Raw genomic sequence first — 13,431 nt, forward strand, 5'->3', positions numbered from 1 at the left:
AACTAATCATCGTAACTCTTTATACGTTCTTAGATAATTACCTAAATCAATTATCTGGTATATATTTATATATACCATTTTACCAAAAAAGTGCTACTAGTCGATATTTTAAGATTTGGTAAAACTCTCTTTTTGTTGTGTGAACCTGTATATGCTCTTCATCTATAAATGCAGTCAATGGTTCTTGACCACGCCAAGCCATCCCCACGTATGAAAAATCTTCATTCTTACTCGGAAAAGATATGATTTGCTCATTATCATATTTAACTCCAGATGAATGTATTACAACATCATTTTTAATTAAAGGGTAAATAATACGACTCAAGAAGAACTGATCTGCTCCATACTTATCACCATTATAAAAATGAGAAAAAATAGCTTTCTTTCTTAAAATATTAGGATTAGGCTTAGCTCCAAACATTCCACCTAAAATCTTTGAGGTATGAAATTTATGATCCCTCATTATGTGAAAACTTGCAGTACTTGCTAGCCACTCATTTACTGCATCTCTCTCGCGCAAAGACAGTCGTGAATCTACATCTCTGCTTAACATTATTGTATTAGGCTCAAAAAGAGGTTCAAAACGCCAAAACATTCCAGAACTCCCATTACTAGTAGGCTTGATTATAATTTCTGCATTATAGGTTTTGAGAATTGTAATAGTGTCTTGGGGAACGGTATCATCAACATAAAACCTCGCTTGCCACTCTGGATATAAGACCAAAGCTTGTTGAGCATTTTTTATAGCCCCATCTAGATATATAGCATCATTCCCAAATAAACTATAAGCGATGACAAGCTTACTTTTGGAATTTGACACTTTGTTGTTACTTATCATTCTTGTGTCATTTTTTATAGTTTCTTTCTCGCTAATATTGAAATTCATTAAATAGCACGCCTTGTTAATTGTAAAATATCAAGATTCAATCTTAATACTCATTAACTTAATCTGAGATTTTAATAACTCAAACTTTTCAAATTATTCCTATTCTTAATTGTGATTGCATTTACTGGTTTTCTATATTTTAAGATTACTGTTGTATCTAAAATTAGTCTTCCTATAGATCGCCAGTAATATCTAAAATAAGTCTTATCACTCAATGCATACTTTCTAAAGTTATGTAAGAGCGCCTTTGCAATCTTAAATAATGGTTTAGGGTAATAAACCATATAAAAGCGAATCGTATTTTTAAGTTGGTGCTCAAACCTAAAGTAATTACGCCCCATAGTTTTACGTTTCTCAACATCTACCCTATGGTTTACTTTAAGATTATAATCATATACAATATCGTACCCTGCATCCATAACCTCTATAGCCACAGCAGATTCTTCTCCATAAATATCCATCCATAAAGGAAAACCATTGGTGGTATCATAAGCTTCTTTTTTAATAGCAAATCCGCAGCCTACAAAATCATTTGTTATATATGACAACCCAGATTTTGAACATTTAAGTGCCTCTTGATCTGTAGCAAATAAACCGCGAACTTCCTGAAAAGCTATAATACCAAGGTTTACGCTTTCGCGAAAGCGAAATGTTACTTCTTCTATAAAATTTACACTTATAGGGTGAGCATCATCATCTAGACCAATAAAAATCTTTCCTTTTGCCGTTTTGTAAAGTGCATTTCTAGCCGGTGAGGCGCTTATACTTTTATTCACTTTACTCCACTGCACCCAGTTATACTCCTCTATTAATGGTGTTGTTTTATCACACCCATCTATAAAAACACAGACTTCGTGCTTTTCTAGATCAATGATTTTTTCCAGCGTGTTAAGTGTAACTCTCAGATCTGCCGGTCTATTTCTCGTGACAATTAAAAAGGAAATATCCATTAAGAATTATGATTGTTATAAGCTTGGTGATACAATGCCTCTATTTTAGACCGTAAGATACTTCTATTATAATTTTTACGAATAAATGCAGTATTGAATTGTTGTGCGCGACTTCTCAGGCTTTCATCTTTAAGCGCTTCTTCAATTAATCGTGCAATCACTTTTGAGTTGTAAGGATCCTGTATAAGAAAGCCATTCTCGCCGCTTGTAATCACTTCCTGCGTTACATTGCCAGGATTAGACTGTATAGGGAAAGCTCCCATCCCCATAGCTTCTAGTAAAGCGTTAGGCATCCCATCTGAGACACTATTTGCTATATGAAGTACACTCTGCCCCATTAATTTAAGAAGCTCGGTATTCGCTATAAAGGCATATCGAGAGTGTATCGTTATGTCAAGTCCCACTAATATTTCTGAATGTGCCACCTGATCTACAAGGACGTCATCTGCACTGTAAATAACAATCTTATTTCCTTTGAGTAATTCTGGGGATACAAGCGTAAGTGCCTCTAGAATGACTCCTGCCTTTCCTGTGCCATCTTCATATCCTTTAATAAGAATGTAATTTCTTTCTTGAGTCTCTTTGATGATGGTAGCATTTATATCAATACCTCCATTACCTGGAAAGACACCTAAGAATTCCCCTTTAAAGCTATGCTCTCTTGCAATCTTATAATCACGATGACAATCTGTTATTAAACCATCTACACGACTAAGGAATGTTGTAGTTTCTTCCCTTGTCACTCCTAACTCTTTATATGCAAACATATCACTTCCCCAAGAGGAGTATAGTAATGGTTTGTCTGATAGTTGCAGCTGTGAAAGTATAGGTAAACCTGCCAGTTTCATCTCAAAGCAATGCACAATGTCTGGATTGATTTCTTTAAACACTTTTGCAAATGCGTCCTCTACATTTCTTACATTAATCTTTTGAATGAAACGATATAGTATTGCACTTCTCTGTTTAACAAAAGACCTCAACGGGTAATCCCATCGTAGTTTCCATCCTTTTATCTGTGTAACCCAAGATATCTTTTCTGACCTAGGCCCACCGTCTGTTACATCAAACCAGAATACCTCATGCCCCGAACCTTCCATCTGGTTGACCCATTGGAAGAAGTGATGATTAGGTATGGCGATCATTAAGATTTTCATTAAACAAATAGATTTTTATAAGATTCCTGAAACTTAGTAATACCAAAGTGCTCTACAGCATACTCTTGTGCCTTTTTTGATAGTAACTCAACCCTTGGAATATCATTAACTAATGCATTAATGTTATCCAGAAAACTCTCTATAATCACATCCTCATCGGCACTGTTTTCTACAAGCACTCCTATTTCTCCATGATGAATGTGCTCAAATATCCCTCCCACATTTGTACACAGCGGGACTACTCCATAAGGCATGGATTCCATTAAAACCATAGGGAATCCTTCCGTTTTAGAACAAATAATAACAAAGTGTAGTTTCTTATAAAAATCTTGAAGATCCTGCTTGTTTGAGATTTCATCTAAGGATAAAACACTCGCTTTGTTTATCACCTCTTTGTGTGCCTTCATTCCGGATCCAGCGATATAAAACTGAGCGTCAAGTCCCTTCTTTTGGGCTTTATGAGCAATTTTTAAATATAGTTCTGGTCGCTTCTCTTCAGACCATCTTCCTATAAATCCAACATTAATAATGTCTTTACTCCAATTTTTTAAAGTTACATCAGTAGACGCAGGCAATATTACGCCGTTTGCAATTACTGTTATATGATCTAATGACTGCAAAACTTCATTATCGCTATAAATGCGATAAATGTCATTCTTTGCTTTTTCATTAATAACAACACGTGTATCAATGTACTGGGCAGATGTAGCTAGTATATCTATTCTACTATCATCTGGAGCGATAGCGTGTATTAAATCTAAGCGGCGTTTACGCTTATCTATTAAAGGTAAAATATCGTAAAAGTAGTTTGTATTACAGCCAAAAACGTGTGTAACCGTAGTACTCTTATTAATAGCTGTAGCAATGGTATTAAAAAGTGCCGTTCTCACGTGCTTACTTTTTTTATTTATAATACTGTTGAGTTCTATTACAGTTGCGCTTTCGCGAAAGCGTGATAAAAAATGATCTGTTGCAGAAAGATGTGTAAAGATAACTGTCACTTTCTTATCTGCTATAGATTTTACAATATCAAGGTGTACCTGCTCTGCGCCTCCCATATGGTAATAAGGGAATATGAAAACGATATCGGATTTTTTTATTTTAGGTAATACTAAAACATAAAACAAAGACAAGTTAATATAACCAATCATTCGCTTTAATACCTTTTTTAAAGGAGCCATCATATTAAAGGGACTTTCTAAAGTTCTTATACAATCTCACGAAATAATAACTATTAAAGTCTCTAGATAAAAGACGTATTATAATTTTATTGACTGCTTGAAAATATTTTCTTTGCTTAATGTAATCAAATTCATTGTAGTCAACCCAAGAGGCGTTCCACAAATGTACTGCAGCGGTATCTTCTGATAAATAATTCTTATAATTCTTTATATCCATTTTATGACTATTAGGTAATGGATAAAAAACTTGACTAGGATACATAGTAACATTATCGATAGTCGTTGGTTCCAAGATATTCAAATCTTTTCCAAACATATTTTTAAATGTTTCAGAAAGTATTATTGGTATTGTGGAATTGTGAAAATTAAAATCAACGCCGAAATTGATTTGATCATAATACCTCCTTACTTTTTTAATGTAACGATTATCACAGACAGACCCTATAATTGCGCCATTAATCATGTGCGGTGCTTCAACTCCTATAAATAATTTAGAATTTAGATACTCATCTAAGCTTTTTACTAAGAGCATATCGGTATCCAAATAAATTCCACCTTGATTTATAAGAACATCTAGTCTTATAACATCTGCTACAAATGCCCATTTTTTTTGTCGTATTGCAAATTGAACAAACGGCAGGCTACAATCAGTATTATTCTCGTTCCATTCTATTATTTCATAATCTGGACAGAATTTTTTCCAACTAGCAATACACTTGACTATTGTTGAATCTTTTACACCGCCGCCAAACCAACAGTAATGAATACGCTTTGGAATCATTAAAACATTGTGATTTGATTAATTTTGATTGCAACAGTATCTCCACCTTCTACAAAATAATGATATCCTAAGGAGCGCATAAGATCAAAGGATAACTGCACTTCTTCTTTTGACAAGTTTACTGATTCAAATTTTATTACTTTGGGGTAAATCCTCTTTAAATCAAGCATTTGCAAAATCTTGTAATCATAACCTTCGGTATCAATTTGGAGTAAATCTATATTATTTAATAGTTTACATTCTTTGAGAAGACCTTCTCCAGTCATAGTTTCAACTAAAACCTCTTGTATATCACACTCATAAATATTATGATTTACAAGGTGACTTTTACTAATAGAAGCAATTCCTTTAACCCAATCTGGATAAATATGTTCAGGATTTAGTTTTACGGCGTATAAAATAAGTCCAGATGAATCTATATGCATTGCCTTATTAAGAGTCTTAATATTTGGGTAGTTGCTATAATTACTCTCGAGCTCCTTATAATATCTTGGAATTGGTTCCAAAACTATTCCAGTAGCGTTTCTCTCTGTTACGAAATCATATAAAAAATCAAAGCTTACACCATCATTACCACCTATTTGAATAAAATTAAAAGACTCTCCTTTTTTGAAATTTTTATTCAAAATTCTTTGGACATTTTGAATTCGGCTATTTTTTCCAAAAAATTTTCTGCCTTTGTTATTCAAGCGAAAAAAGAAATAACCTAATTTGTTTATTATAATATGTTTCATTTTATTCCTAACGATTATTTGTAATCTACAGAATCTATCTTAATTCTTAATTAACCTTTGTGGTTTTGATTTAAATTTAAGAGCTCTTTCCTCTATAAGGTGGTACGACAAACACTCAAATAGTATAGAAATAAAAATAGAGGCTATTATAAAAATAATAACACAAGTCTCTTTCTCTTAGAACTTTTTAGGCTTATTAGACACAAAACGGAGTGTATATAAATACCGCTTTAACACGTACCATAAATCTATTATTAATCCTTTTTTTAATCTAAAGCTTGTTACTATAAGACCTTTGGTAGCAGACAAGACGCTAACTTCTTGATGCCAAAGTTGATAATTACCAATCATATCATTTTTGAACCTAAAGAAAAGTTGCTTTTTAGATCTGCTTATCTCATAATGAAATATGGAAGGAACAAACTCAATATCATAACCAGCTTCTAAAACGCGCTTAGACCACTCCTTATCCTCAAAAGTTGTAACATCCTCTCTAAAGGGATGTTGTTCCCATACAGATTTACTAAAAGCCGATCCCGAAAATATTAATCCGCCTCTATTAGGATCTCCATTTGCTTTTATTCCATTTATATAACCACGATAGTCATTTGTGCTATGCAAACACCTGAGGCCAGCTAAATTGCTATTTGCCTCAAAACCTTGTTTTATGAGTTTAAAAAAATCGTGACTTACTGGATACGAATGCGCACTAAAAATGACAACTATATTATTTCTAGCCTCTCTCGCTGCAACATTTGCACTTCCTCCGTAACTAAACTCTTTAATGGAAACCATACGAGCACCGTATGATTTACAAACAGCATCGCTACCATCTGTAGATAAATTATCAATGACTACAATCTCATCAATATCATCTTGATATCTACTTGTTAAATTACTAAGCAAGAATGACAGCGCTTGCTGTTGATTTTTTGTACGTATTACGACTGAAATCATAGTAGCATATTACTTTTTGGCTAAAATACCCTGAAGCATTCTATATGGTTTTAATAACACTTTCCCAATCTTATATTCTAAAGACTCCTGTAACCGCTGCTCCTTCCTCCTACTTATAATGAGATGATCTGTAAATACTGTGACGCAATTATTAAAATCTTGAATATATATATCCCGGTGTTTGTGCATCATATACTCTTTTACTCGTTCTGCATCTTCATTTATTGTAGTAACAAGCATAGAGTTTGTTGCCTTCCTATAATAGAAAAGAGACTCCTCAATAACTTTATATTTCCACCCTCTCTTAGTAATAGAAAGCCAGAACTCCCAGTCTTCAAAACCTTTCTTCATCGTTTCATCATACCCTCCTACTTCTTCCCAACACTTTTTACGATATAGTGATGTTGCTACTAGTTGATTTACATATAACAAATAAGGATATGAATCTCCTGTTGGTGTTAATTTGTTTATTACGTTATCTAAGCTCTTTTCAAAAAAGGCACTATAAGAAGTTACAATAGCTAGTTCTTTATTGTTATCAAGTACTGGAACGAGTTGTTCTAGATAATCTATATGTAAGATATCATCTGCATCTAGAGGAAGGATAAATAGTCCATTACTTACATTTACACCTGCATTTCTTGCGCTAGACAACCCTCCATTATCTTTTCCCACATATCTAAAACGAGCATCTTTATCACACCATTGTTGTGCTATTTCTCTTACGTTATCTGGGCTTCCGTCATTTACAATAATACATTCCCAATGCTTATAAGTTTGATTAAGGACAGATGGCAGGCTCTCATTTAAAAAATGAGCTTGCTTATAGCATGGTACGATTATGGAAACGAGTGGATTATTCATTACTAGGAAATAATAGTCGTTTAATGATTCTTATAGGTTTCAAAATAATTTTACCTAATTGAAATTCTAAACCTTCTTTTGTTTTATTTAAGTTAGTTACAAGCATCGTATTTCTTAAAATCATTTGCTGTGCAAATACGTCAATACTTGATTCATATACTTTTTTATGTTTTAGAAAAATTTTCATTTTTAGCTCCTTATCAAATTGTGCTAGAGCCATAGTATCGCGTGAGTGTATTTTTTTTCTGTAATTGAATAAAGGTTCTTGAATAATTCTCATTTCCCACCCTTGACTTAGAACAGAAAGCCAAAAATCCCAATCTTCATATCCTTTATCAAAGTTCACATCATAACCATTAACTTCTTCCCAGCATTTCTTTCTAAAAAGTGCAGAGGCAACTCCATTATTTTTGACAAGGAAATCTTGTGTTATTTTACCTTTAGGTTTGATAATATCTTTATTTTTGGAGCTGTTTCCAAATTCTTTATAATGACAACATACTACACCTACCTTCATATCGCTATCTAGAATATGCTTAGCTTTCTCTATAAATGTAGGTTCAAATATATCATCTGCATCTAGTGTTAGAATATATGATGATGTTGCTTTGCCAATACCATTGTTCCTTGCGGTACACACTCCTTGATTAGTTTGATAGACTACTTCAACAATATTGTTTTTTATAGATTTTAAGACACTCATAGTTTCGGCTCCAGATCCGTCATCTATAATGATGATTCGCTCTGGGAGCACAGTCTGTCTTAATATTGAATTAAGAGCGTCCATAATAAACGCTCCGTCGTTGTAGCAAGGGATGACTACGGTGACAGCTTGTACAGTACTTTCCATCATATAGGATAAAAATAAGAAAACAGTTACTTCTTCAAACGGTTACACAATAATACTTTTCTCTAACCAAAACAGAAGCTATATAATAGACTGGTAAAATGCGTACTATGACCATTTTTTTAATAATTTTCACGAAATCAAAAACACATAATCAAAAATAGTATTACTAATCCCGCACATATTTTGCTATTTTATAACCCTTACCAGTCACAAATCCAAAAATCACAGCCGCCGGGTAAAAGAAACCTTTCAGTCCGTTAGATTTAACAAGTAATAAAGTTGCGCCAAGAATATGTTCTGGCCATTTTCTTTTTCTCGCGATATTGAATGTTAACAACACATGGCTTGATATTAAATATTTTATGAGTGAGGTAGGTGCGATATCTTTTATATATTGGACTGTAGCATAATAATTATCTGCGTTCATAATATCAAAGCGCATCTGATGTTTTTGAGATTGCAGAAAAAAACTTCCATCATGTATCCTCCTATGCGTCAATATTTCATTAATTAAAAATCCATTTTGAGTAAGCAATAACAACCTCACATTATATTGAAACTCGCTTGCTTGATCTTTAATATCACCAGCAAATTCTAGCTGGTTTGCATATTCTCTTTTAACTAATAAATCATTTGTTATCCAAGCTGTTTTGAATTGTGCATAATGTATTGCATCAAGAGTTGAATTCCTTCGATCTATCTCATATGGCCGTTTTAACAAACCAGTATTATCAAAATTTACACAATCTGCTACCACAAAATCATAATTCCCTTTTTTTAAAATATTGATGCTTGTTTCTAAATGTGTAGGTAACATCACGTCATCACTATCAAAAAACTTAACGTAATTACCTTTAGACAGTGAGTATCCATAATTTCTAGAATGGTTTGCTCCTTTTTTTACAGTTTCAGGCCTTATGATATAAGTGAATCTAGAATCTTCTTTAGTAATAGCTGCAACTATATCACTCGTGTTATCTGTAGAACCATCATCTATTATAATACACTCAAAGTCTGTATAGGTTTGATTTATGATAGAACTTAGTGTTTCGCCTATATATGCTGCTCTGTTATAGGTCGCGATTATTATGGAAATCATATTATCTTTGGGCTGCTTTAGGGGTTACTGCATTAATAACACCTTGAATCATTGACGTTATTCTATGACCTAATCTAAAAGAAGTAGTATCTAATAATTTTTGCTTTTCAAGCTTAAGCTTATTATTTTGCTTTATAAATTCCTGAAAAAAATATTTACCATGCTCTTGATAATCCTTTTGGTATTTATCATACATCTGTAATCTAAGTGCTTCATCATTTTCTATTGCCGTATAAGTTCTAGAACCCTCGGTATCTGTATAATTAAAAAGCACCTCCTTCACGATTCCAAACGTATAACCAGATTTTAAAATTCTAATATTTAAATCCCAATCCTCATAACCTTTTATCATTTTCTCATCGTAACCTCCAGCCTCAATTATGGCTTTCTTTTTAAACAAAAGACAGGAAAGTGCGCCATTATTAAGTAGACAGGACTTTAGAGAAATTTCACTTGGGATATAGGGTAATACTTTCTTGTTATCAATAATTCTTGCATATCCACACATAACGGCACCATAATTTGCATCTTCAGCAAACTTTAAAATTGCCTTTTCTAAAAATGTAGGTTCAAAATAATCATCTGCGTCAAGTGTCAATATGAATTCGCCGCGAGCTTCATTAATTGCAACATTTCTTGCTTTCGAAACACCTTTATTTTCTTGATTAAGAATTCTAATTTTTTCATTCCCTTTTGCTATGCTCTGTAACACTTGAAGAGAATTATCTACAGAACCGTCATTCACAACTATAATCTCATCTATAGCAACGCTTTGAAGTAATAAACTATCAATAGCTCTACCTATGGTAGATTGTACATTATAACATGGAATCACAGCAGATACAAGCATGGCGCAAAACTAAAGGTTTTAAAACTTATTATTTTCTATGTATAACGTTGTTTCGCTTTCGCGAAAGCGTGATAACAACAATCTTAGTCATTCAAAAGTAATTCTCTTTTTAAGATCTTTTCTTTTTTAAAATAAAAGCAAATAATCCAATAATTGAATTTAAAATCTTGAGAAAAAATCTATTGGTAGTAACTAATTCTACTCTTGGATTAATCTTGTTATAAAACTTTTGATGCTGTTTATTTGAGATAAGTAACTGGTCAAAATTAATATCATAGAGATCATAGTTTTCTAGGAGTACTTTTTTACGTTCCTCTTTATGTAACTCATTATATGAAGATGCGGTAGACAAACCACCTTCATAGAATACCGCTATTATAGTATCTATTTTGAGATATGATCTTTTCTCTAAGCATATAAGTTCAAAAAAAAAGGCCCAATCAGATACAATTTTAAGATCTGTTCTATACACACCATATGTTTCAAAAAGCGTACGTTTAATAAAGGTAGCAGCGTGACCTAACGAAGTTCTTTTAAAAAAATTAAAATCAATAACTCCTGGATACTTGTTTGTAAACCCTTCACCCTTACGACCTTCAATCCAGAGATTACCGTAGACAAGGTCTATATCTTTCACTAGAGAATTTTCAACTTTTGAAAACACATTTTCATTATATAAGATATCTCCGCTATTTAAAAACAACACATAATCCCCTTTTGCTTGACGAATACCTTTATTCATAGCGTTATAAACACCACTATCTGGCTCACTAATCCAGTAGGTAAATTTATCTTTATGTGTTTCAATATAATCAAGGCTTCCATCTATAGACGCACCGTCAATAATTATGTGCTCATAATCTTTAAATGTCTGTGCAAAAACACTAGAACAAGTCTTCTCGAGACCAGTCTTATCGTTCAAATTAATGGTGATTATACTTACTAGCACTTATACTTTTAACTTTTTTGCAATGAGGTTAGTATAAGGATATCTCAAACGCATAGCATCCGGAATAAGAGTTTTATTCTCTATTCTATACCAGGAGTAACCCATTTCTATTAATACATTATAAATATCTTGAACCATATAGCCCGCGTTAAATGTATTCTGCTCAGTAAACTCAACCATAACAATAGGAGCATAATTTTCAAAAAATGACTTTCCTCCTAGAAGCGTAAATTTCTCCCACCCTTCTACGTCAATTTTAACTAAGCTTATTTTAGTTTTATCTTCATCTTGTAACTCACTGTCAAGAGTACTAACTGGCACACTTATAGATTCTTGTAATTTATCATCGTGACCAGGCGCTAGTGAATTCCATGCATCATAACCATTATTTGAAATATAAAATTTCATTTCCCCTTTGGTATTAGATAGAGCTAATTGCCTTACATCAATATTTGAAAAATTATTTAAAATTATGTTTTCTTGAAATCTTGAATAGGTTAATGGTGTAGGCTCAAAGGCGATAACCTTACCTGTACTCCCCACTTTTTTAGATGCAAGTAAAGAAAATAGACCAATATTAGAACCTATATCTAAAAATGTATCTCCTTCTCTTAAAGTAGATTGCAAAAAACTCATTTCATCTACTTCAAATCCTTCGTAAATAGGTTTAGATAACACACTGTCTTTATATAGGTTCATCTTTAATTCACCTAGTAAGTTATATTCAAAGAACTTTCCGTCATTAAAATGTTTATCCCACTCTCTTGCCTCTATACTTTTATTAATAGCGTGTCTTTTTACATCCACCCTCTTAATATAATTCTTTAAAAACTTTGCTAACTTATGAGCAACTCTATATGTTATATTTTTAAACATCGTTTTACTGTATCCTATAATTTTGCTCCCAATGTAGAGAAGGCATAATGAGGCCAGGGCGCTCCTCCATATATATTGCGTTAACTCCTTCTAAATTTTGAACTACCAGTTCTTGACCTATATTGTCGTCAAAAACGATCCACCTTCTATTATGTATTCCTATAGCAAGTTTTATAAAGTATCTACCATTTCTCAACAAATCGGCAGGTATAACCCCTTTCACGTTATAGTGACCCGCTTTCATTTGCTCTATACTGTCATTTTGATCATCGTGATAAGATCTAAATAGCAAATAATTAGATGTGCTATCAATCACATCAAAACCTACTCTAAAACCGTCAATATCTTTTAGTAAACTGAAAGAAAACAATACTTCAAAGTCCTTTTCACTATAATAAATTCCATTAGTTGTTCCTTTTTGCTCTATAGCAAAGTTATCTAGTACAAACTCGTCGTCGTCTTGGTTTATGATAAATGCTTTTAGTGCATTAGGTTGATTATCCGAATTATTTTGAAGGTATCTTTCTATACCCTCTTTTGTTGTGCCATCATAAGCGATACTTCCATTCTTTAATACAATGCACCTATCGCACAATTGCTGTATAGTTCCCATATTATGACTAACCACTAGCACCGTCCTGCCTCCTGATTGTGAAATATCTTGCATTTTACCAATAGCCTTTTTCTGAAATTCGGCATCTCCTACTGCAAGCACCTCGTCTACCACAAGAATATCTGGCTCAAGAAATGCAGCGACTGCAAATCCTAATCGTACTCGCATTCCGCTAGAATAACGTTTTACTGGAGTATCAATATACATCTGGCAACCAGAGAACTCTACAATTTCATCAATTTTACTCGAAATTTCTGCTTTAGTCATTCCCAATATAGCTCCATTGAGAAAAATATTTTCTCTACCGGTAAGTTCAGGATGCATACCAGTACCCACCTCTAATAAACTAGCAATACGACCTCTGGTTTTTATGCTACCCGTAGTGGGACTGGTTACTCTTGAAAGTATTTTTAATAAGGTAGATTTACCTGCACCATTCTTTCCTATAATACCTAGTATTTCTCCACGTTGCACCTCAAAATTGATGTCCTTCAATGCCCAAACATATTCTGAGCTAGCAACAGAACTTCTGTCATTAACAGCTCCTACTTGTAAGTATGGATCTTCCTTACCTCTTATTTTGTGCCAAAAACGGTTTAAATCGTGAGAAAGGGTTCCCGTACCTACAAGACCAAGACGATATTGTTTAGATAAGTTTTCAATTTTTAAAATAGGCTTCTCCATAAA

The 13,431-nt window shown here is 33.1% G+C and carries 14 protein-coding genes; all 14 read right to left on the reverse strand.

The features are described from left to right. Window positions 1-79 precede the first annotated feature (79 nt). Window positions 80-886 (reverse strand): hypothetical protein, encoded by an 807-nt coding sequence (locus JM84_RS12960; RefSeq protein WP_013751551.1) that lies wholly within the window; start codon window positions 884-886, stop codon window positions 80-82. A gap of 71 nt (window positions 887-957) precedes the next feature. Continuing rightward, complete coding sequence (locus JM84_RS12965; RefSeq protein WP_144784672.1) at window positions 958-1,836, reverse strand: glycosyltransferase family 2 protein; 879 nt, start codon at window positions 1,834-1,836, stop codon at window positions 958-960. Continuing rightward, on the reverse strand, window positions 1,836-2,990 hold the full coding sequence (locus JM84_RS12970) for a glycosyltransferase family 4 protein (protein ID WP_013751549.1): 1,155 nt from the start codon (window positions 2,988-2,990) through the stop codon (window positions 1,836-1,838). The genes JM84_RS12965 and JM84_RS12970 overlap by 1 nt, the downstream gene beginning before the upstream one ends. Next, a complete protein-coding gene (locus JM84_RS12975; RefSeq protein ID WP_186439130.1) occupies window positions 2,990-4,141 on the reverse strand; it encodes a glycosyltransferase family 4 protein in 1,152 nt (383 codons plus the stop codon). The genes JM84_RS12970 and JM84_RS12975 overlap by 1 nt, the downstream gene beginning before the upstream one ends. 34 nt (window positions 4,142-4,175) lie before the next feature. Continuing rightward, window positions 4,176-4,952 carry a glycosyltransferase family 32 protein gene (locus tag JM84_RS12980; protein WP_013751547.1) on the reverse strand — a complete coding sequence of 259 codons (777 nt, stop codon included), beginning with the start codon at window positions 4,950-4,952 and terminating at the stop codon, window positions 4,176-4,178. Continuing rightward, complete coding sequence (locus tag JM84_RS12985; RefSeq protein ID WP_013751546.1) at window positions 4,952-5,686, reverse strand: FkbM family methyltransferase; 735 nt, start codon at window positions 5,684-5,686, stop codon at window positions 4,952-4,954. Before JM84_RS12985 ends, JM84_RS12980 begins: the two co-directional genes overlap by 1 nt. Window positions 5,687-5,863: 177 nt before the next feature. After that, on the reverse strand, window positions 5,864-6,643 hold the full coding sequence (locus JM84_RS12990) for a glycosyltransferase (RefSeq protein WP_013751545.1): 780 nt from the start codon (window positions 6,641-6,643) through the stop codon (window positions 5,864-5,866). A 9-nt stretch (window positions 6,644-6,652) separates the two neighbouring features. Continuing rightward, window positions 6,653-7,507, reverse strand: a complete 855-nt coding sequence (locus tag JM84_RS12995) for a glycosyltransferase family 2 protein (RefSeq protein WP_013751544.1) — start codon at window positions 7,505-7,507, stop codon at window positions 6,653-6,655. Continuing rightward, a complete protein-coding gene (locus tag JM84_RS13000) occupies window positions 7,500-8,360 on the reverse strand; it encodes a glycosyltransferase family 2 protein (RefSeq protein WP_013751543.1) in 861 nt (286 codons plus the stop codon). Before JM84_RS13000 ends, JM84_RS12995 begins: the two co-directional genes overlap by 8 nt. 163 nt (window positions 8,361-8,523) lie before the next feature. Next, the gene (locus JM84_RS13005; protein ID WP_013751542.1) at window positions 8,524-9,456 is read right to left on the reverse strand and encodes a glycosyltransferase family 2 protein; all 933 of its coding nucleotides are present in this window, start codon (window positions 9,454-9,456) and stop codon (window positions 8,524-8,526) included. A gap of 1 nt (window position 9,457) precedes the next feature. After that, on the reverse strand, window positions 9,458-10,306 hold the full coding sequence (locus JM84_RS13010; protein ID WP_144784676.1) for a glycosyltransferase family 2 protein: 849 nt from the start codon (window positions 10,304-10,306) through the stop codon (window positions 9,458-9,460). A 109-nt stretch (window positions 10,307-10,415) separates the two neighbouring features. Beyond that, window positions 10,416-11,255 carry a glycosyltransferase family 2 protein gene (locus tag JM84_RS13015; RefSeq protein WP_144784678.1) on the reverse strand — a complete coding sequence of 280 codons (840 nt, stop codon included), beginning with the start codon at window positions 11,253-11,255 and terminating at the stop codon, window positions 10,416-10,418. Then, window positions 11,256-12,131, reverse strand: a complete 876-nt coding sequence (locus tag JM84_RS13020) for an FkbM family methyltransferase (protein WP_013751539.1) — start codon at window positions 12,129-12,131, stop codon at window positions 11,256-11,258. Window positions 12,132-12,135: 4 nt separating this feature from the next. Further along, window positions 12,136-13,428, reverse strand: a complete 1,293-nt coding sequence (locus JM84_RS13025) for a polysaccharide ABC transporter ATP-binding protein (RefSeq protein ID WP_013751538.1) — start codon at window positions 13,426-13,428, stop codon at window positions 12,136-12,138. Between the last annotated feature and the right edge of the window lie 3 nt (window positions 13,429-13,431).

This window comes from Dokdonia sp. Hel_I_63, assembly GCF_007827285.1.
Taxonomy (GTDB): domain Bacteria; phylum Bacteroidota; class Bacteroidia; order Flavobacteriales; family Flavobacteriaceae; genus Dokdonia.